Origin of the sequence: Actinacidiphila glaucinigra (genome assembly GCF_900188405.1) — a bacterium.
Taxonomy (GTDB): Bacteria; Actinomycetota; Actinomycetes; order Streptomycetales; family Streptomycetaceae; genus Actinacidiphila; species Actinacidiphila glaucinigra.
This window is the reverse complement of record NZ_FZOF01000029.1, coordinates 45,247-65,808: the sequence shown is the minus strand read 5'-3', so window position 1 is coordinate 65,808 and position 20,562 is coordinate 45,247. Positions and strand designations below refer to the sequence as shown.

The 20,562-nt window shown below is 74.3% G+C and carries 15 protein-coding genes; 7 read left to right on the top strand and 8 right to left on the bottom strand.

Translation table 11 applies throughout. The features are described 5' to 3' along the window. The first annotated feature begins 105 nt into the window (after nt 1-105). Entirely contained in the window at nt 106-1,089 is a 984-nt protein-coding gene (locus tag CHF15_RS36285) for an aldo/keto reductase (RefSeq protein WP_089228182.1), read from the top strand. A 66-nt stretch (nt 1,090-1,155) separates the two neighbouring features. Here the strand turns inward: CHF15_RS36285 and CHF15_RS36280 are convergent, their stop codons facing one another. After that, nucleotides 1,156-3,690 (bottom strand): alkaline phosphatase D family protein, encoded by a 2,535-nt coding sequence (locus CHF15_RS36280; protein ID WP_179280118.1) that lies wholly within the window; start codon nt 3,688-3,690, stop codon nt 1,156-1,158. A 228-nt stretch (nt 3,691-3,918) separates the two neighbouring features. Between CHF15_RS36280 and CHF15_RS36275 the strand changes: the two genes are divergently transcribed. The 4 genes from CHF15_RS36275 to CHF15_RS36260 all read left to right on the top strand — a co-directional run bounded on the left by CHF15_RS36275 (nt 3,919) and on the right by CHF15_RS36260 (nt 9,900). After that, nucleotides 3,919-4,497, top strand: coding sequence for a P-loop NTPase family protein (locus CHF15_RS36275; protein WP_089228232.1), 579 nt, complete (start codon nt 3,919-3,921; stop codon nt 4,495-4,497). Nucleotides 4,498-4,711: 214 nt separating this feature from the next. Further along, entirely contained in the window at nt 4,712-5,575 is an 864-nt protein-coding gene (locus CHF15_RS36270; RefSeq protein WP_245939227.1) for a hypothetical protein, read from the top strand. Continuing rightward, nucleotides 5,568-7,775, top strand: coding sequence for a bifunctional serine/threonine-protein kinase/ABC transporter substrate-binding protein (locus tag CHF15_RS36265; protein ID WP_089228179.1), 2,208 nt, complete (start codon nt 5,568-5,570; stop codon nt 7,773-7,775). Before CHF15_RS36270 ends, CHF15_RS36265 begins: the two co-directional genes overlap by 8 nt. Nucleotides 7,776-7,779: 4 nt before the next feature. Continuing rightward, entirely contained in the window at nt 7,780-9,900 is a 2,121-nt protein-coding gene (locus tag CHF15_RS36260; RefSeq protein ID WP_089228178.1) for a bifunctional serine/threonine-protein kinase/ABC transporter substrate-binding protein, read from the top strand. 58 nt (nt 9,901-9,958) lie between these two features. Here the strand turns inward: CHF15_RS36260 and CHF15_RS36255 are convergent, their stop codons facing one another. The 3 genes from CHF15_RS36255 to CHF15_RS36245 form a co-directional block, all read right to left on the bottom strand. Further along, nucleotides 9,959-10,750 carry an IclR family transcriptional regulator gene (locus CHF15_RS36255; RefSeq protein WP_220093371.1) on the bottom strand — a complete coding sequence of 264 codons (792 nt, stop codon included), beginning with the start codon at nt 10,748-10,750 and terminating at the stop codon, nt 9,959-9,961. An 80-nt stretch (nt 10,751-10,830) separates the two neighbouring features. Then, nucleotides 10,831-11,772 carry a hydroxymethylglutaryl-CoA lyase gene (locus CHF15_RS36250; protein ID WP_089228177.1) on the bottom strand — a complete coding sequence of 314 codons (942 nt, stop codon included), beginning with the start codon at nt 11,770-11,772 and terminating at the stop codon, nt 10,831-10,833. Nucleotide 11,773: 1 nt separating this feature from the next. Continuing rightward, nucleotides 11,774-13,006 (bottom strand): CaiB/BaiF CoA transferase family protein, encoded by a 1,233-nt coding sequence (locus CHF15_RS36245; protein WP_089228176.1) that lies wholly within the window; start codon nt 13,004-13,006, stop codon nt 11,774-11,776. Nucleotides 13,007-13,292: 286 nt separating this feature from the next. On the opposite strand from CHF15_RS36245, the gene CHF15_RS36240 reads away from it, so the two are divergent. Further along, nucleotides 13,293-14,801, top strand: coding sequence for a GntP family permease (locus CHF15_RS36240; RefSeq protein ID WP_089228175.1), 1,509 nt, complete (start codon nt 13,293-13,295; stop codon nt 14,799-14,801). Nucleotides 14,802-14,841: 40 nt separating this feature from the next. On the opposite strand, the gene CHF15_RS36235 is transcribed toward CHF15_RS36240, so the two are convergent. The 4 genes from CHF15_RS36235 to CHF15_RS36220 all read right to left on the bottom strand — a co-directional run bounded on the left by CHF15_RS36235 (nt 14,842) and on the right by CHF15_RS36220 (nt 19,963). Next, on the bottom strand, nt 14,842-17,079 hold the full coding sequence (locus CHF15_RS36235; protein ID WP_143681719.1) for a HEAT repeat domain-containing protein: 2,238 nt from the start codon (nt 17,077-17,079) through the stop codon (nt 14,842-14,844). Nucleotides 17,080-17,167: 88 nt separating this feature from the next. Next, nucleotides 17,168-17,854, bottom strand: a complete 687-nt coding sequence (locus CHF15_RS36230; protein WP_089228173.1) for an NADPH-dependent F420 reductase — start codon at nt 17,852-17,854, stop codon at nt 17,168-17,170. Between the two features lie 35 nt (nt 17,855-17,889). Next, nucleotides 17,890-18,921 carry an LLM class flavin-dependent oxidoreductase gene (locus tag CHF15_RS36225; protein WP_089228172.1) on the bottom strand — a complete coding sequence of 344 codons (1,032 nt, stop codon included), beginning with the start codon at nt 18,919-18,921 and terminating at the stop codon, nt 17,890-17,892. After that, the gene (locus CHF15_RS36220; protein ID WP_179280117.1) at nt 18,914-19,963 is read right to left on the bottom strand and encodes an LLM class flavin-dependent oxidoreductase; all 1,050 of its coding nucleotides are present in this window, start codon (nt 19,961-19,963) and stop codon (nt 18,914-18,916) included. The genes CHF15_RS36225 and CHF15_RS36220 overlap by 8 nt, the downstream gene beginning before the upstream one ends. Before the next feature lie 104 nt (nt 19,964-20,067). Here CHF15_RS36220 and CHF15_RS36215 point away from each other — a divergent pair, with 104 nt between their 5' ends. Next, the gene (locus tag CHF15_RS36215; protein WP_089228171.1) at nt 20,068-20,544 is read left to right on the top strand and encodes a MarR family winged helix-turn-helix transcriptional regulator; all 477 of its coding nucleotides are present in this window, start codon (nt 20,068-20,070) and stop codon (nt 20,542-20,544) included. Nucleotides 20,545-20,562: the final 18 nt, after the last annotated feature.

The following is a 20,562-nucleotide window of genomic DNA, read 5'->3' as shown; positions in this document are numbered from 1 at the left end:
TGTCACGGACACGGGGGCCGGCCGGTCATGGTTGCGGGGGACGACCGCCCGTGCGCCGCGGCGCACCGCGGCGGCGGATCGACACGACTGGAAGAGGGATTCTCGATGCGGACGGTGGACCTCGGCGGTCAGGGACTGCGCGTACCGGTGCAGGGCCTGGGTGCGATGGGGATGAGCGTGGACTACGGGGCGGGCGACGAGCGGGAATCCGTGATCACGCTCAACCGCGCGGTGGACCTGGGCGTGACGTTCATCGACACGGCCGAGTCCTACGGCCCCTTCGAGAACGAGAAGCTGATCGCCCGCGCGCTGGGGCACCGCCGGGACGAGATCATCCTGGCGACGAAGTTCGGCCTCGACTTCGCCGACGACGGCACGCCCGGCCCGCTGGACGGGCGGCCGGAGCACATCCGCCGGGCCGTGGAGCGTTCGCTGCGCCACCTGGGCACCGATGTGATCGACCTCTACTACATGCACCGGGTCGATCCCGGCACACCCGTCGAGGACACCATCGGCGCGATGGCCGAGCTGGTCACCGCGGGCAAGGTCCGCTGCATCGGGCTGTCCGAGGTCTCCTCGGAGACCATCCGCCGGGCCCACGCCGTCCACCCCCTGACCGCGGTCCAGTCGGAGATGTCGCTGTTCACGCAGGACCTGCTGGACAACGGCCGCAAGGCGACGATGGACGAACTGGGCATCGGCCTGGTCGCCTCCTCGCCCATGGGCCGCGGCTTCCTCAGCGGAGCGATCCGCAGCGTCGACGACCTGGCGCCGGACGACGCGCGGCGCGGGCTGCCCCGCTTCTCGCCGGAGAACATCGCCGCGAACCTCGTCCTGGTGGAGCGGGTACGGCAGATCGCGCAGGCACGCGGCGCGACACCGGGACAGGTCGCGCTCGCCTGGGTCAACGCCCAGGGGGCCGTCGCCATCCCCGGCACCAAGCGGCGGAAGTACCTCGAGGAGAACGCCGCTGCCGCCGACCTCGTCCTGTCGCAGGACGAGCTCGCCGCGCTCGGCGCCGCCGTCCCGGCCCGGGAGGTGAGCGGCGCGCGCTACACCGCGCGGGCACTGAAGTCCACCAACCGCTGACGGACCGTGCGCCGCGGCGGCGGCCCCCGTACCGGGGACCGCCGCCGCGCCGGGCTGGTGAGCGGATCAGAGCCCGGCGAGCACCGCGAACGGGTCGGCCGCGCCGCCGTTGCCGACGGCCGCGATCCGGCGCCGCAGGGTGAACGCGGCGCCCGCTTCTATCGTCACCTGGCGCTGGGTCATCACCCAGATCCCGCAGGCGTACGCGGTGAAGCCCGGCTCGTCGTAGAGCAGGCCGTACGTCTGGCCGTCGGAACCGGTCATGCCCACCCACGGAGCCGTCGGCTCGAAGTCGGCCGGGGCCGAGGCGGTCACGGTGCCGTGCCCGGCGACGCCGCTGCGCTGGCCTGCGCCGTCGTGGTCCAGGACGTCGCCCAGCCAGAAGGTGCGGGCCTGCGTCCCGCGGTTGGTGAAGACGCTCTCGGCGGTGACCCAGGGCTCGCCGTCGCCGATCGTGAAGGTCGTGACGACCTCGACGTCGGGGACCTGGGTGGTGGCGCCGGTGGCGCGCGCCGAGGCGACCGGGCCGCCGGCGGAGAGCACCTCCAGGGCGGTGGACCGTACGGTCAGCTGCTGCCAGGCGTTGCTGCCGCGCGGGCGCGCCGTCGAGGCGTACGGCAGGTTCATCCAGTCCAGCTGGTCCAGGTGGCCCACGGCCGCCAGGTCCAGCGGCTTGCCCAGGGTGACCGCGGGCAGCTGCGGGTCCTGGGAGCCCGCCGAAACGGCCAGCGACAGCATCCCGTTGGACAGTGTGACGTCCGTGGCCGCCGCCTGCGACTGCGGCCCCGGCACCGGACGGCCGGTGCCGGCCCGTACGGCGGCACGCGTCAGGGCGACGTCGCCCCGGGTCTGCACCCCCGCCCGCACGGTGGCCGTGGCGGTCCCCGGCTCGTAGCCGACGCCGTTGACGGCGACCGAGTACCGGCCGGGCGGCGCGAACGCCAGGTACTCGCCGGTGGTGTCGGTGGTGACGGCCGCGAACCGGGTGCCGTCCTCCGCCGTGACCGTCACCTGGACGTTGGCGGCCGGCTTCCCGGTCACCTTGTCGGTGATCCGGCCCACCAGCCCGTCGCCGGCGTCGATCCGACGGGCCCCGGGGAGCCCGTCGCGGACCTCGAAGGCGGCGATGGTGAAGGCGGGGGAGGCGGCGTCGTCGCCCTTGAGGACGATGCGCAGATCGGCACGCCAGCGGTCGGGCGTCACGTCGCACATCACGTAGCCGCGGTAGGTGCCGTTGTAGAACTTCACGTGCGGGTTGGCGACGAGGCCCGCGCGGACGTCCGCGTCCCATCCGGCGCCGGAGGAGATCGACGTGCCGACGAACTCGGTGGCGACGACGGGGGAGCGGGGGTCGTCGAAGTCGGTCTTGAGGTCGTTGACCCAGTGCGTGTGCCAGTCGCCGCTCAGGACGACCGGGTTGGCGACGTCGCGGTCGGCGAGGAAGTCGAGGATGCGGGCGCGGGCACCCGCGTACCCGTCCCACTGGTCGAGGTTGACGATCTTCCCCGGACCGAGGTCGTAGTCGAAGGCGGCCATGATGGTCTGCTGGGCGATGACGTTCCACCGCGCCTTGGAGTGGTCCAGGTTGCCGAGCAGCCACTTCTCCTGCTCCGGACCGGTCATCGTGCGCTCCGGGTTCCACACCTCGGGACCCGGCTCCTTGCGCCCGTCCCCGTACGCCTGGTCCGTGCGGTACTGGCGGGTGTCGAGCACGCTGAACTCGGCGAGCTTCCCGAACCGCACCTGACGGTACATCAGGGCGTCCGGGCCGGTGGGCCGCTGCTCCGGCCGCAGCGGCAGGTGCTCGTAGTACGCCTGGTAGCCGTTGCCGCGGCGCTCCAGGAAGGGGCGGCCGTCGCCGGCGCCGCCCGGCACGTCCGCCGCGTAGTTGTTCTGGACCTCGTGGTCGTCCCAGGTGACGAAGAACGGGAACCGGGCGTGCGCCGCGCGCAGTTCGGGCGAGGTCTTGTAGAGGGCGTGCAGCCGGCGGAACTCGGTGAGGCTGCCGCCCGTCGTCTCGTAGATGTAGTCGCCGAGGTGGAGGACGAAGTCGAGGTCCTGCTCCGCCAGGTCGCGGTAGGCGGGGTAGGCGCCGCCGGTCCACGACTGGCACGAGACGAACGCGAACCGCATCCGGTCGGCCTTCGCCCCGGGCGGCGGCATGGTGCGGGTGCGGCCGGTGCGGCTGCGGACCTCGCCGTACTGGAAGCGGTACCAGTACCAGCGGTCGGGGGCCAGGTCGTCCACGACGACGTGCACGGTGTGCGCGGACTCGGGCAGCGCCGTCACCGAGCCGCTCGCGACGACCTTCCCGAAGGACTCGTCCTTCGCCACCTCCCACCGCACCTCGACGGGCGTCGCGGGCATGCCGCCGGTCTCCGCGTCGAGCGGGTCGGGCACCAGACGGGTCCACAGGACGACGCTGTGGTGGTCCGGGTCGCCGGAGGCGACGCCGAGCGAGAAGGGCGCGGGGTCCAGTTCCGCGGCGCGCGCGGTGAGCGCCTCGGTCAACTGGCCCGCGGCCAGGACGCCGAAGGTGCCGCCCGCGAGGGCGAGGAACCGGCGGCGGTCGAGGGTGCGCAGGGCAGGGCTGGTAGTCACGTTCCAAGATCGTGCAGCGCCCCGTGACCGGGCGGGTGTCGGCGCCGGGAAGGGTGGGTGACCACCACGTGTCGGGAGGCCGTCGCCGCCGGGGCGGGGGGCCTCCCGGCGCACGCCGGTCGCCCGGAGGGCCCGTCAGGACCGGGTCCACGGCCTCCGGGCACCCCGGGCGGCCGGCACGACGCCGGCCGGTGCGATGGCCGCAGACGGCGTTGCTACCGTGGCGTGGTGCCACTCCTGGGACCGGCCGATCCACTGCCCCACCGTCCGCGGCGGGTGCTCGTCGCCGGCACGTCCGGCGCGGGCAAGACGACGCTCGCCGCCCGTGTCGCCGCCGCCCTGCGGGTGCCGCACGTGGAGATCGACGCGCTCTTCCACGGCCCCGGCTGGACCAGGCGCCCCTCCTTCGAGGCCGACGTCCATCGCTTCAGCGCCGAACCCGCCTGGGTGACCGAGTGGCAGTACGGCGCGGTGCGCGCCCACCTCGCCGCCCGCGCCGACCTGCTGCTCTGGCTCGACCTGCCCCGGCGCCGCGTCATGCGCCAGGTGGTCCGGCGCACCCTGGTGCGCCGCCTGCGCCGGCAGGCCCTGTGGAACGGCAACGTCGAGCCACCCCTGTGGACGGTCCTCACCGACCGCGAGCACATCGTCCGCTGGGCGTGGAACACCCACGGCGAGACGGCGGCGCGGGTGCGGCGACTGCTGGTGGAGCGACCGGAGTTGACGGTCGTGCGCCTCCGGAGCCGGGAGGAGGCGGCCCGCTGGGCGAACGGGCCGCTGCGGGAGTCCGTCACCGCGCGTCCGTAGGACGGACGGCAGGTGCCTTCCGGAGGGCCGGAGGTCTCCGGCTCGCCGAAAGTGTCACCGAGTCGTGGTCGAGGGGTCACGGTTCGACTCAACTCATGGTCTGGCAGCACCAGTTGGCGCAGGATGGCATGTGCGCGCGGCAAGCGGCGAACGGTGTTCGGCGAGACGGTGCGACGGTGCGACGGTGCGACGACTGTGATGGGGTGGCTTGGGAGTGGGCGGACGCAGACCGGTCCTGCTCGCGGCGGCGGGTGCGCTGCTGCTGGCGGGGTGCACGAGCGAGGGAACGCCGGGTGAGGGCACCGCGACCTCGGCGGGGGCGGGCCCGAGCGGGCGGAGCGGTGCGAGTCCGGCCCCGTCGGCGTCGGCGGTGAACGACGCGTACACGCTGGCCGAGAGCGCGGCGCCCAGGACCCGGGCGCAGGCGGCCGCGTTCGTCCGGGGACTGACCGTGCGGCCGGACTTCTTCGGCCCCGGGTACCGCAAGCGGGACCCGTACGAGACCGGCCCGGGCACCTGGACGGTACTGGGCGAGGACTGCGTGTGGCGGCGCGAACCGCTCGCGGGCACCGTGCTGGCCAGCCTGACACGCTCCTTCGTCCGGCCGGACACCGACGGCAAGGGCCCGGTCTTCGTGTCCCTGACGGTGACCGTGCACACCTCGGTGGTGGGCGCGCGCCGGGACATGGCGGTGTCGCTGGAGGAACCGCTGCGCTGTCCCAGGCAGCAGCTGAACGCCACGGAGCGGGTGCAGGGCATGACCTCGCGGGGCGACCCGTACGACGAGCAGCGGACCGCCACCTCCGACGACGACCTCGCCGAGTTCGGCGAGTACGTGGTGGACGGCGACGGGAAGCCCCGCCGCTTCGACTGGTTCAAACACCGCCTCGGCCCGGTGACGGTGGCCGCGACCGTACGGCACGCCGTCGGCGCCGACGAGGCCGAGAAGACGAAGGTCACGCAGGACGCGCTGGGGGGAGTCACGTTCGTCACGGCGGACATCGACCGGCTCGGCGCCGAGCAGGCGAAGAAGGCCGGGGTGTCCGGCGACGCGGCGGAGGGTGCGGGCGATGAGTGAGCCGATGCGTCCGGCAGACCCGGCGTCCGTCGGGGGCTTCCGGCTGCTGCGCCGGCTCGGTGCCGGCGGCATGGGAGTGGTGTACCTGGGGCGCTCCGGGGCGGGCGCGCTGGCGGCGGTGAAGGTGATCCGGGCGGAGAGCGCCGCGGACGACGAGTTCCGGGCCCGGTTCGCGCGCGAGGCGCAGCTCGCCGCGCGCGTGGAGAGCCCCTGGGTGGTTCCCGTGCTCGGCGCCGACGCGGACGCGCCCGAGCCGTGGCTGGCGACCGCGTTCGTACCCGGGCCCTCGCTGGGCGAGGCGGTGGCCGAGCACGGTCCTCTGCCGGGGTCCGCCGTGCGGGTCCTGGGGGCGCTGCTGGGCGAGGCCCTCGGCGCCGTGCACGGGGCCGGGCTGGTGCACCGCGACGTCAAGCCCGGCAATGTGCTGCTGGCCCTGAACGGCCCCCGGCTCATCGACTTCGGCATCGCGCGCGCCGCGGACGACACCGCGCTCACCGCCTCGGGTCTGGTGATCGGCACCCCCGGCTTCCTCTCGCCCGAACAGGCCCGCGGGGACCAGGCCGGCCCGGCGGGGGACGTGTTCGCGCTGGGCTGTGTGCTCGCGTACGCCGCGACGGGCCGCCCGCCGTTCGGCACCGGCACGCCCGACGCCCTGCTCTACCGGACCGTCCACGACGAGCCCGACCTCGACGGAGTCGCCGGCGAGCTGCGCGAGGTCCTCGACGCCTGCCTGGCCAAGGACCCGCAGGACCGGCCCGCTCCGGAGGAACTGCGGCGGCTGTCCGAGGACGCCACCGAGGACGCCGTTCCCGAGGGCGCCACCGCGTCGCCCTCGGCATGGCTGCCGGACCCGGTGGCCCGTACGGTCGCCGCGCGTGCCGCGGAGAGCCTCGCCCTGCCGGCCGTCGAACCCACCGTGGTGGACGAGCCCGGTGACGCAGCGTCGGCGGCGCGGCGGCCGCTGACGTCCCGGCGCCGGCTGCTGGCCGTCGGAGGGGCGCTGCTGCTGGCGAGCGGCGGATCGGGGGCGGCACTGTGGGCCGCGGGACGCGACGACCCCGGCGCGAAGCCGGTCCCGGCAGCCGAACCCACGTACGTGCTCGGGGTGCAGGTCACCCGCGGAGGCGCGGACGCGGCCCTGGCCAGAGCCTGCGAGCGGGCCGCGCGGCTGGCCGCCGCGGAGCACAACGCGGATCCCAGGCGGGCCTACTCCGTCCGCGTACGCGTCCTCGACGACGGCGGTACCGTCGACCGGGCCACCTCGGTCGCCCACGAATTCGCCGCCGACCGCGATGTGTTCGCCGTGCTCGGCCCGACCGGCGAGGTGACCCTGCGGGCCGCCTCACGCGTCTACGCCGCCGCGAAGCTGACGCACGTCTCCAGCACCACCGGGCAGAACGACTACTACGTGTGGTCCCCGGACGTCACCTTCCAGACCGGCGCACCCCACCAGGCCGAGGGCACCGCGATCGCGCTGAGCGCGCTCGTGACCGGCAGGATGGGCCGGGCCGGGATCGTCATCGACCGTTCCGGCGGATCCGCCATGCACGACCAGGGCGGCGTGCTCGTGACCCAGTGGCGCGACACCTTCGGCGGCGAGGTCGTCCCCCGCGTCGTCGCCGAGGGCACCGGCGACGGAGCGGCCGCGGTCCGCGACCTGCTCTCCCGCGACCTCGACGCCTTCGTGTACCTGGGCCCCCTGGAGGCGACCGCCGACGCGGCCCGGCAGCTGGCCAGGGCGGGCTTCACCGGCCGGCGCTGGATGTCCCACCTGCTCTACGGCTCGGACTTCCCGCGCCTGGCGGGTGCCGCCGGCGAGGGGTGGTACGCCGTGACGCCCGCCGTCGACCCGGCCCAGCTCACGACCGGGGAGGCCGGGCGCCTCACCGCCGCCTGGCGGAAGGAGTACGGGAGCACCCCCGAGCCGTACGCCACCGAGGCGTACGACAGCACGCGCATGCTGCTGCAGGAGTTCGCCCGCACCGTGCCGTCCGGGGGCGGGCGCCCGGCCCGTCCCGCCCTCGCCCAGCGCCTCGCCAAGGCGACCTACCACGGTGTCGCGCGCACCTACACCTTCAACGACTACCACCAGTACGCCATCACGAACGAGACCCTGGGCGGCGAGACGTACGTCCACCAGGTGCGTGACGGACGCTTCCGGCAGATCGGGCCGATCGTGCCGAAGCAGGGGAGCCAGTAGGGCCATGGACCGGCTGCTGCCCGCCGACCCGTCGTGGATCGGCGGGCACCGACTCGTGGCGCGCCTCGGCGCCGGCGGGATGGGCGTCGTCTACCTGGCGCGCTCCCCGCACGGCGCGTGGGTGGCGCTGAAGGTGATCCGCGCCGAGTTCGCCGAGGACGCCGGCTTCCTGGCCCGGTTCCGCCGTGAGACGGAGCTGGCGACCCGTCTGTCGAGCCGGTGGACGGTACCCGTGCTGACGGCCGACGCGGACGCGCGTTCGCCGTGGCTGGCCACCGCCTACGTCCCGGGTCTGCCCCTCAACGAGGCCCTCGCCCTCCACGGGCCGTGGCCGCCGGCGCAGGTCCGCACGCTGGCTGCCGCGCTCGCCGCGGCGCTGGACGACGTGCACGGCGCCGGACTCGTCCACCGCGACGTCAAGCCCGCCAACGTGCTGCTGGCCGCCGACGGGCCGCGCCTGATCGACTTCGGCATCGCCCGCGCCGTCGGCGCGACCGCGCTCACCACGGACGGCGCCGTCATCGGCTCAGCCGGCTACCTCTCCCCGGAGCAGGCCCGGGGCACGGCCGTGGGGGCCGCGAGCGACGTCTTCTCCCTGGGCTGCGTGCTCGCCCACACGGCCACCGGCAGAGCGCCGTTCGGCACCGGGGGAGCGGCCGCGGTGCTCTTCAGGACCGTGCACGAGGAACCCGACCTGGGCGGGCTGCCCCGCGAACTCGACGCGCCCCTGCGGGCCTGCCTCGCCAAGGACGCCGGCGAACGCCCCACGGTGGCCGAACTGCGCGGCCTGTTCGGTACGTTCGACCCCCGGTCGTGGCTGCCCGGCGGCCTGCCCGCGGTCGTCGCCGACCGTGCCGGGCGCGTCCTCGACCTGCTGGTGCCCGAACCGACGGAGCTGTCCGCCGCCCCCGTCCCGCTCTCCACCGGGACCCCCGCGCCCTCGGCCTCACGGCGGCGGCTGCTCACCGCGTCCGCCGCGCTCGGCGTGGGCGCGATCGGCGGCGGCACCGCCTGGTGGCAGTGGGGACGCGACCGCGGGTCGGGCGGGACCGGGAAGCGCTCGCTGCCGACCCGCGTCATCGGCCTCCTCGGCGACCGCTCGGCCGCGGCCGTCCTGGCCCAGGAACGCGGGGCGGCCATCGCGGTCGCCGAGCACAACGCCCGTCCCGACCGGCTCTTCGACCTCGTGCTGCGCACCGCCGACGACCAGGGCACCGCGGAGGGCTCCGCCGCCGCTGCCGCCCGGCTCGCCGCCGACCCCGAGGTGTACGCCGTCGTCGCGGCGGGCGCCAACCGGGCCGTGCCCGCCGCGGTCCCGGTGTGCACCGAGGCCGGCGTCTGCCTGCTGGTCACCCGCGCCGACACCGAGCGGCTCAGCGTCGTCCACACGACCACGGCCCTCGTGCTGCGCCCCACCCGCACCGCCGGACCCGGCGCCGTGGACCGCTACCTCAACCGCGTCGCGCGGCCCTCGCGCACCGTCGTCGTCCACGACCTCGCCGACGAGGAGGAGGGCCTGCCCACCGTCCGGATCGCCACCGTCCACGGCAAGCTCGACGGCACCGTCGACGTCCTGCAGGTGGCCGCCGGCGACGACTTCACCGCCGCCGCGGACACCATCGCCGCCCGCCCCGACGACGCCGTGCTCTTCGCCGGCGTCACACCGGCCCGCGCCGCGGCCTGCGCCAGGGCGCTGCGCACGGCCGGTCACCGCGGCGCCCGGGCCGCCGACGAGAACGTGCTGTCCGCGTCCTTCCTCCGCGAGGCCGACGGCTGGTGGATAAGCACCGCCTACACCGACGCCTCCGCCGACCCCCGGACCCGGCAGTTCGCCGCCGCGTACACCACCCGCCACCGCACCGCCCCGGGGCCCTGGGCCGCCGAGGCCTACGACGCCGTCCGCTTCGCGGCACACGGCCTCTCCGCCGGATCCGGCGACGGCCGCGAGTCGCTGCGCGCGGAACTGCTGCGTGCGCCCTGGCAGGGCATCACCCGCCGCCTCAGCTACGAGAGCCAGTCCCAGTTCCTGGAGACCGGCCAGGACGGCGGATGGTTCCTGTTCCACGTCGAGGACGGCCGGGCGCGGTTCGTCTGCCGCCACGACGACATCGGCACGACCACATGAGGGACGTGCCCGCCTCGACGCCCCGGCGGCGCGACGCGTCGCGTCCCGCCGCGGGTGGTCAGCGCGCGGTGCCGCCGCCCCGGATGCCGGGACGGTAGCCGAGGCAGCGGGAGGCCTCCTCGGCGGCTTCGACGACCGTGGGGGCGAGCCGGCCCACCTCGGCGGGGGTGAGCCGCTGGGTCGGTGCGCCGATGCCGAGGGCGGCCGCGAGTTCGCCGGTGCTGTCGAAGACGGGTGCGCTGATGGAGGCGGCCCCCATGTCGCGTTCCTCGAAGGAGGCGGAGAAGCCGTTGCGGCGGATCTCCTCCAACTGGTCGTCCAGCAGGTCGATGTCCACCACGGTGCGCGGGGTGTGCCGGGTGAGGCCGTGGCCGACCGCGTCCCGGCGGGCGGTGGGGTCGAAGGCCATGAAGACCTTCCCGGCCGAGCCCGCGTGCAGGGACATCACCATGCCCACCGCGAACATCCGCATCACCACATGGTGGGACTCCGCCAGCGACACCACCGTGCGGTGGGCGCCGTCGCGCACGTACAGGCAGGCGGTTTCCCCGGTCCGGTCCCGCAGCCGCTGCAACGCCGGCCGGGTGAGCCGGACCAGGTCCAGGCCGAAGGTGCCCGGCGCGGCCCACTGCACGAAGTGCAGGCCGATGCGGTAGACGTCCCCGTCACGGTCGAGGAAGCCCTCGCGCAGCAGGTTGTGCACCAGGCGCTGGCAGGTGCTCGCCGGCAGGCCGGTGATCCGGGTGATCTCCTGGAGAGTCAGCTCGGGGCGCTCGATGGTGAAGCACTCCAGGATCTGCCGGATCTTCTGCAGCACCAGCAGCGGCGCGGTCCCCGCCTTCTCGCCCACCGGCGTCACCGTGTCCTTCCCGGCTCTGATCAGGCGCGTCCCGGCCCGTCCCGGCCCGTTCGCCCGTTCCGTTCGGGGACTCACCGTACGTCAGCCGGCGCGACGACGGTGCGCAGCGCCACCGGTGCGGTCGGCACCGCGGACAGCGCGGAGTCGAGCCGGTGCCCGAGCAGCACCCGCAACTCCTCGCGCAGCGCGGTGAGGCGGCGGACGTCGACACCGGTCGCGATGCCCGCGTGGTGGCAGAGGTTGACCAGGTCGTCCGTCCCCAGGTTCCCCGCGGCACCGGGCGCGAACGGGCAGCCGCCGATGCCGCCGAGAGCCGCGTCGAAGCGCCGCACCCCCAGCCGCAGCGCCTCCCACACGTTGGCGGACGCCATCCCGTAGGTGTTGTGCAGGTGCAGGCCGAGGGGGAGCTCCGGCAGCGCGTCGCGGACGGCGGTGACGGTGCGCCGGATGTGCCAGGGGCTGGCCGCGCCGATGGTGTCGGCGAGGTGCAGCACGCGGATGCCGCACCCGGCGAGCCGCCGGGCGAGTTCCACCACGGTGCGCGGGTCCGTCTCGCCGTCGAAGGGGCACACGAAGGCCGTCGCGATGGTGGCCTCCAGCCGCACCCGGTGGGCCCTCAGCACGTCCACCGCGGGCAGCAGGCGTTCCAGCGCCTCGTCGCGCGGGACCCCGGCGTTGGCGCGGCTGTGGCCGTCGCTCGCCGAGACGGTCAGCCGCACGTCGCGCGCCCCGGCCCCGATGGCCCGGCGCGCGCCGCGTTCGTTGAACACCAGCGTGTGCAGCAGCGCGGACTCCCCGGGCCGCAGCCGCGCCACCAGCCGGTCGGTGTCGGCCAGTTGCGGCACCTTCCGCGGGTTGACGAAGGAACCGATCTCCAGCGAGGACAGCCCCGCCTCCAGCAGCCCGTAGGCCAGCCTCAGTTTGTCCACGAGGGGGAGCACCGCGGGCTCGTTCTGCAGCCCGTCGCGGAGCAGCACATCGGTGATCACCACCTGTTCGGGCGCGGTGCTCATGTCACACCACCCCCTGCGCGCGCAGTTCGGCGCGGCGGTCCGCCGCGATGCCCAGTTCGGCGAGGACGGCGTCGGTGTGCTCGCCCAGGTCCGGTCCGAGCCAGCGCGTGCTGCCGGGCGCCTCGGTGAACTTGGGGACGACGCCGGGGAAGGCCACGTCCTGCTGCCACCCGGGGGCGATGGCCACGCGGTGCCGTTCGAGCATGCCGCGCGCCGCGAAGTGCGGGTCCTCGGCGATCTCGGCCGCCGTGTAGATCGGGCCGGACGGGATCTCGCCCTCCTCCAGCCGCTTCAGGACCTCCTCGTACGGCAGCCGCCCGGTCCAGGCCGATATCGCCGTGTCCAGTTCGGCGGCGTGCCGGACGCGGCCCGCGTTGTCGGCCAGCCGCGGGTCGTCGGCCAGTTCGGGCCGTTCGATGACGACCGCCAGGCGCTTGAAGACGGCGTCGCCGTTGCCGCTGACCACCACGGACACACCGTCCCGGCACGCGTAGGTGTTGGACGGCGCGGCGCCGGGCAGGGCGCCGCCGGCGCGCTCCCGTTCGACGCCGAAGGCGTCGTGGTCGGGGGTCAGGGACTCCATCAGGGAGTACACCGCCTCGTACAGGGCGACGTCCACGACCTCCCCGTGCCCGGTCGCGGCCCGGCGGTGGAGCGCGGCCAGGGCGCCGACGACGGCGTACAGACCGGCCACGGAGTCGGCGAGGCTGATGCCCACGCGGGTCGGGGGGCGGTCGGGGTCGCCGGTCAGGTGGCGCAGTCCGCCGACGGCCTCCGCCACACCGCCGAAGCCGGGCCGGTCGCGGTAGGGCCCGGTCTGCCCGTACCCGGAGATGCGGACCAGGATCACCGAGGGGTTGACCTCGCGCATCCGCTCCGGGCCGATGCCCCAGCGTTCGAGGGTGCCCGGCCGGAAGTTCTCCAGCACCACGTCCGCGCGGCGGATCAGGGCCAGGGCCACCTCGCGGCCCTCCGGGCGCCGCAGGTCGAGCGTGACGGACCGCTTGTTGCGGTTCATCGCGCGGAAGAGCAGCGAGGTGTCGCCCTCGTGCAGCCGCCAGCGGCGCAGTTCGTCCCCAACGCGCGGCCGTTCGACCTTGACGACGTCGGCGCCGAAGTCCGCCATGAGCCGGCCGGCGGACGGGGCGGCGATGAAATTGCCCAGCTCCAGGACTCGCAGCCCGGTGAGAGGACCGGACGGCGCTTTTGTGTCCGGTGTGAAGGGTTCGGGCATCTGCCATCACCTCGCAGACCCATATCGTGATGTCCATTTCCATGATGTGGGTCGCGAGAGGGTGCGTCAATAAGTCCCTTATGTCCTCTCAATGGGTGAGACGTGCTCTTTTTCGTGCGGGATCGAGTGGGCGGCGCATGCAAGTGCATGTGCCGGACCTGGGGAGTACCCTCATGATGAGTCGCCGTCTCACTCAGAGCCGGTCCTGGACGAGCCCGCTTCCGCACCACGATGGGGCGCCTGCCCGTACTCGCCTCCCCGGCGCCGTGTGTGCAAGGGAGCGCGGATGTCCGAAGTCCCCGTACTGGCCAACACCGCCGTCGCGATCGTCGGCATCGTCGTGCTGATCGTCCGCTTCCGAGTGAACCCGGTGATCTCCCTCGTGGTGGGGTCGCTCTACCTGGGCCTCGCGACCGGCCTCGGGGTGACCCGGACCATCAGGACCATCACCACCGGCTTCGGTGACATCATGGCGGAGGTCGGCCTCCTGATCGCCTTCGGCGTCCTCATGGGCGCGGTCCTCCAGGAGACGGGCGCCATCGAGCAACTCGTCGACCGCCTGCTCCATGTGTTCGGTCCCCGTCGGCTCCCGCACTCGATGGCGCTCACCATCGGCACCCTGCTGCAGGCCATCTACCTCGACGTACTCCTGGTCATCTGCGCCCCGCTCGCCCGCACCGCCTCCCGCAGGATCGGCCCGCTCGGCTCCGCCCGCATGGGCGCCGCCCTGGCCATCGGCCTGGAGAGCGGCATCGTCCTCATGGTGCCCGGCGTCGGGGCGCTCGCCCTGGCGGCGCTGCTGCACGTGCCCCTGGGCACGATGCTGCTGTGGGGCCTGGTGCTGATCGTCCCCACCGTCCTCGTCTCGGTGACGATCATGTCCTTCCTGTTCCGGCGGGGGCTGTGGAACAGCGCCACCGACGAGGACGCGGCCGTCGCCTCGGAGACGGCGGCACCGGCTCCGCCGCAGACGCAGAAGGCGGACACGGCCGAGCCGGCGCGCGTCCGCCCCGTTCCGGCCGTCGCCATGGTCGGCGGCACCCCGGCGCCGGGACCCGCGGGGCCGGGAACCCGCCGTCCGGGCCGCCCCGCGGCGGGCCCGGCGCCCGGGCCCGCGGGCGCCGCGGTCCCGTGCGGCAGATGGAAGGACCCGCCCCTGCTCGTACGGTTCGCCCCGCTGGTGACCGCCCTGCTGATGATCGGCGGCGGCGCGGTGGCCCAGGCCACCCACACCCGCAACCCGGTGCTGTCCTTCGTCTCCAGCCCCGTGGTGGCGCTGCTCACCGGGCTCGTCGGCACGCTGATCGTCGCGCGGCTCACCGTGGGCCGCGAACGGGTGGAACGCGCCCTGGTCCGCGGCTTCAAGGACAGCGGACAGATCCTCATTTTGACCGCGGTCGGCGGCTCGCTCGCCGCCGTGGTCGGAGCCGGCGGCCTCGGCCGCATCCTGCGGGGCTACTTCTCCACCGGCGGCCACATCGCGCCCCTGCTGCTCGTCTGGGCCGTCGCCGCCGCACTCCACCTCGCCGTCGGCTCCGTGACCATCTCCGCCATCACCACGGCCGGCATCCTCGCCCCGATCGCACCCGGCCTCGGCCTCGACCCGGTGCTGGTGGCGCTGGCGATCGGCGCGGGCTCGCTGTTCGCGGTGCACGTCACGAGCAACACTTTCTGGCTGCTCCAGTCCCTGATGGGCCAGACCACCCGCGGCACGCTCAAGAGCTGCACGCTCGGCGTCTCCGTCGCATCGGTCGTCGCCGTCCTGCTCCTCCTGCCGCTGTCGTTGTTCCTCTGAGTCGCGCCGTGCGGGCCGTGGCCGGTCGCGGGAGCGACGGTCAGCGCGTCAGGCCGGCCAGGACGGTACGGGCGGCGGCGCGGAACTCCTCGTCGTTGCGGATGATGTCGATCTGGATGCCGGAGCCTACGATGCGGCGCTCCCCCTCGGCGAGTCCGCGTATCCGGTCGAGCTGGGCGGGGGTGAACGCGGTGGGGCCGAGGGCGGCGAGGGTCTTCAGCGCGGCGAGCGCGGAGTTGAGATACGCGCCGGGCTCGAGCGAGGGGAGGACACGGTCGACGAGTTCCGTGAGCGGGACGCCGGCCGGGCGGTCGCTGCCGGGGTGCAGGGCCGCCAGCGCACGCGCGGCGGCCGCGGCCGTGTCCGGGCGGTCGAGCATCGCCAGCAACCGCGGCTCGGCCGGTCGCGCGGCGGGTCCGACGAGGGCGGCGACCTCGGCCGCCCGCTCGGCGACCCGGTCGCCCCAGGGCCGCTCGGCCCAGCCCAGTCCCTCCAGGACTACGGGCAGCACAGTCTCCTGATCCCCTGTCAGTTCCCAGGTCGCGGTGGCCGCCGTCAGCGCCGCCTCGACAGCGGGGACGGTGGACCGGTTCTCCACCGGTTCGGCCAGCAGCGCCCGGAGACGGGGCAGCAGTGGACGTGCCTGTTCGCCGAGTGGCGCGACGGCACGGAGACAGTTGTCGCGCGGACCGTTCGGCTCGTCGAGGGCGGGCCCCAGGACGGAGAGCACCACGGTCGCGTCGCCTGTGAGCGCGTGGAGCGCGGCCGCGGCCGCCTGCCGGTCCGGTACCGACCCGGTTCCGGCGCGGGCCCGCAGCGCGGCGACCACGTCCGGGTCGCGCCCGGCGTCGGCGATGGCGGCGAGCGCCCGGCTGACCGCGAACGGGTGATGTGGGAGGGCGTCGACCAGTTCGGGCAGCGCGGCGCGAGCCCGCGGCCCCCAACCCGCCAGGACACCCGAGAGGTGGACCGGCTCGTTGGCGGCGGCGAGGCCGCCCGCCACCAGTGACTGCCGCGGACCGGCCGTCGTGGCGCCGGCGGTCAGGGCCGCGAGCCGGGCCCGGACGGCGTCGAGCAGCTCCGGGGCGCACGGCAGCGGAACCGGAGGCCTCTGCATGGTGCGATCGAACGCCGCTGCCAGGGCGCGCGGCCGGTCCTCGAAGTGCCGGGCGAGGAGGCCCGCCGCCTCGGGCGCGCCCACCCTCACCAGGGCAGCGAGAGCGCGGTCGGCGTGCTCTCCCGCCCCCTCGGCCAGGCGGACCAGCGGAGGTACCGCCTGCGGCGCGGGTACGGCCCAGTCGCGTATCGCGTCGATGACGTCGCCCGCGGTGTCCGGGTGGTCGAGCAGCGGCAGCATCGCGGGCAGCAGCCGTGCCGGGGCGGTCTTGGAGCGCAGCGCGAGGCACCCGGCCGCCCACGTCGCCTCTTGGGCGGACTCCTTGGGGTCCGCACCGGCGCCTACGGCTTCGACCGCGCGGTCGAGCGCCGAGACGGCGACGTCGATCGCGGCGTCGATCGCGGCGTCGACGTCCCCACGCTCGTGGAGTCCGGTGACCAAGGACTCCAGCGCCTCGCGTTCCCACTGGCCGCCCGCCGTGTGCGGCTCCAGCGGCGACAATGCCGCCACGACGGCGGCCGAGTCGTCACCCCACGGCTGACCGGTGTCGACGATCGCCAGCAGAGCCGCCACCCGCACCTGCGGGGGCTCCGTCGTCCCCTTCGCGGTCGCACACAGCTCCTGCGCCGCGCCCGGGTCGACGACGGCATACGCGGTCAGCAGGTCCGCCCGCACCGTCGGATCGGTCTCCGTCGTCCAGCGGGACCGCAACGCCGCCCGCGCGTCCGCTCCGGCCCCGGGCCCGCACTGGGCGACCGCCCAGGCCGCGCACTGCCGCACCTCGGGCTCGGCGTCCGACAACATGGCCAGGATCACCGGGAGTTGTGCGACGACCGCCGCACGCGCTGCGCCCGGCCGTTCCGGATCGTGCTCGTCCGTGCTCTCCGCTATGGCTCCCAGCATGCCGAGCAGTTCCGCGCTGCGCACACCCGCCGCCGCGAGGCGCGCCAGGAAGGGTACGGCCGGCACCGTCGCCCGGTACACCGTGCCCTGGTGGACGATGCTGCTCCACAGTTCCTGCTCGGCCTCCTCCGCGGACTCCTCGTCCGTGGCGGCCAACGCCCGCAGCAGGTCGGGGACGTCATCGGCGGGTCCGTAGGCGTGATGCAGCTCCGGCCAGGCGATCCGGTCGAGACCGGCGAACACGGTGTCGAGATCCATGCCGAAGATCGTGTCACGGGGGTCCGACAACGCCGGGCCCGGGCGGGAGGCGACGGCCTCCCGCCCGGGCCCACCCGTACTCGGGCGCCTACGCCCGGGCCTCGGCGACCGTCCGTCCGCGGTCGGTCTCCGGGAACCGGTCGAGCATGGCGCGCAGTTCCGCGCCGTCGACGTTGGCACCGAACGGTTCGGTGCCCGGCTCCATGCGGGCCCCCTCGGCGAGCGGGCCGGCGACGACGGGATCAAAGCCGAGCGCGTCGACGAGGCGGGCCACCTCGGCGAGGTCGCCGGGGTCGTCGCCGGCGATGGCGATCGCCTTGCGGCCGGGCGTCCCGGCGGGCCGGGCCCCGTCCTCCAGGTCGTGGTAGCCCATGTGGTTGAAGGCCTTCACCACACGCGACCCCGGCAGGAAGGCCTGCACGGTCTCGCTCGACGACGTCCGCGGGTCGGTGAGGTCGTCGCGTATGCCGTCGACCTCCCACCAGTAGTTCATCGCGTCGATCACGAGCTTGCCGCGCAGCGCCTCGGCCGGGACGGTGCGGTACTTGCCCAGGGGGAGGGCGAGGACCGCGAGGTCGGCCCCGGCGGCGGCCTCGGCGGCGGTGACCGCGACCGCGCCCGGGGTGAGGACCTCCACCGTGAGCGCGATGGCCGCGGGGTCGCCCGAGCCCGCGATCAGCACGCGGTGGCCCGCGGCCAGGGCCAGCCGGGCCAGTACCGTCCCGACCTTGCCCGCGCCCAGGATGCCGATCGTGCGCACGCCCTCGGTGTCCATGTCGTCTCCGTTCCGTTCCTGCGTCAGCTTCGGCGTCAGCCCGCGAGGATGTCGCGGACCATGGGGATCACCTTCGTGCCGTACAGCTCGACGGCACGCATGCGGGCGCCGACCGGCTGGGGGCCCACGGTGTAGATGAGGTCGAACCGGCCGACCCCGAGATCGCCGACCGCCGCGGCGATCTTGCGGGCGACCGTCTCGGGGGACCCGACGTAGAGCGAGCCGTGCTCGATCTCGGCGTCGAACTCCTCGCGGCGTACCGGCGGCCAGCCGCGCAGTTTGCCGATGCGGTCGCGCATCACCTTGTAGCCGGGCCAGAACCCCTCCCTGGCCTCCTCATCGGTGTCCGCGAGGAAGCCGGGGGAGTGCATCCCCACCGGGTGGGCCGTCGTGCCGAACTGCTCCGCAGCGCGGCGGTAGAGGTCGATGTAGGGCGCGAAGCGCGTGGGGGCGCCGCCGATGATGGCGAGCATCAGCGGGAATCCGTAGCGCGCGGTGCGGACGACCGACTGGGGCGAGCCGCCCACGCCGACCCAGGTCTGCAGCCGCCCGGACTCGGTCTTCGGGAAGACGTCGGCGTCCTTCAGCGGCGCACGTGTGGTGCCGCTCCAGGTCACCGGCTTCTCGTCGAGGAGCTTCGCGAAGAGCTCGATCTTCTCCTCGAAGAGCACGTCGTAGTCGCTGAGGTCGTACCCGAACAGCGGGAAGGACTCGGTGAAGGACCCGCGGCCCAGGATCACCTCGGCCCGGCCCTGCGAGAGGGCGTCGACGGTCGCGAAGCGCTGGAAGACGCGGACCGGGTCGTCGGAGCTGAGGACGGTCACGCCGGAGCCGAGCTTGATCCGCTCGGTGCGCGTGGCGATTCCGGCGAGGACGGTCTCCGGGGTCGACACCGAGTACTCGGGGCGGTGGTGCTCACCGAGCGCGATGGCGTCGACACCGATCTGGTCAGCCATGACGGCCTCGTCGAGGACCTGCCGGATGGAGGCCGCGTGGGAGACGGGGGCACCGGTGTCGTCCACCGGCACGTCGCCGAACGTGTCGAGGCCGAAGACGAGGTCAGACATCAGCGGGTTCCTTCGTGAGCAGTTCGCGCACCATCGGCGCCACTTCCCGGCCCAGCAGTTCGATCGTGCGGGCGCGGGCCTGGCGGGGCAGGTGCATGATGTCGTACTTGAGGTCGAAGCGGTTCAGGTGGAGGTCGCGGGCGACCCGGGCGATCTTGCGCGCCACGGTCACGGGGGAGCCGACGAAGAGCGCGCCGTCGGCGACCTCCGCCAGGTAGCGCTCGTACGTGGGCCGGTAGAAGCCGCGCTCCTCGGAGAGCGCGGTCATGACCGGCTCCCAGTACCGCCACCAGGTCTCGACCGCCTCTTCGTCGGTGTCCGCGACGAGGCCCAGGGAGTGCTGGCCGATGGGCTGGGCGGGGTGCCCGGCCTGCTGGAGGCCGCGCCGGAAGAGGTCCACGTGGCCGGCGAAACGCTGGGGGCGGCCGCCGATGATGGCCAGCATCAGCGGCAGGCCGTAGCGGGCGGCGCGCAGGGTGGAGTTGGGGCTGCCGCCGACGCCGATCCAGGTGGGGATGCCGCCCTCGCGCATGCGCGGCCGCAGCAGCTGGCCGGCCAGCGGGGTCCGTACGGTGCCGGACCAGGTGACCTCCTCCTCCCGCTGAAGGCGCATGAAGAGGTCGAGCTTCTCGTCGAAGAGCCGGTCGTAGTCGGAGACGTCATGGCCGAACAGGGCGAACGACTCGGTGACCGAGGCCCGTCCGAGGACGAGTTGGGCGCGGCCGTCCGACACCGCGTCCAGGGTGGAGAACGCGTGGTAGAGCCGCACGGGGTCGTTGGTGCTGAGCACGGTGACCGAGGTGCCGAGCTTGATGCGCTCGGTGGCGGTGGCCATCGCGGAGAGCAGGACGGGGGTGGCGGTGTCCATGTGTCCGGGCCGGTAGTGCTCGCCGACGCTGATGACGTCGAGCCCCGCGGCGTCGGCGAGGGCGGCCTCCTCGACGAGCAGCCGGACGGTCTCGGCGTCGCTCAGCACGCGGCCGTCGTCCGTCGCGATCTCTCCGAACGAGTTCAGACCCAACTCGAAGGCAGTGGGCGTCATGGTCCCCTCCTGTCGCCTCCGGAACGGCTCCGCGCCCGGTGGCCAAGTGATTGACGTGTCAAGCATGCATCGATATGATTGACGTGTCAAACAGAGGGGTGCTCATGGGACGCAGACACGGGCCGCTGCCCACCACCGAAGAACTCCGGATCTGGCGCGACTTCATCGAGACCACGGAGCGGCTCCGCTCCCATCTCGCGTCGCGCCTGCAGAGCGACTCCGCGCTGTCCCCGGGGGACTACGCGGTCCTGCTCGCGCTGCACGAGGCCGAGGGCCACCGCCTGCGATCCTCCGAGCTCGCGGCGGCGATCGGCTGGGAACGCAGCCGCCTGTCGCACCACCTGGGCCGCATGGAACGGCGCGGGCTGATCCGGCGCGTGGAGTGCGCCACCGACAACCGGGGCGCCGAGGCGGTCCTCACCGACGACGGCGCCCAGGCCTTCCGGCGGGCCACGCTGCCGCACCTCGGCGCCGTCCGGGAGATGTTCGTCGACACCCTCACACCGGAGCAGCTGGCCGCCGCCGGAGAGATCGCCCAGGCGCTGCGCGTCCGGCTGGACGCCGCCTCCGGCCCCTCCTGAGGCCGCCGGGGGCCCGCC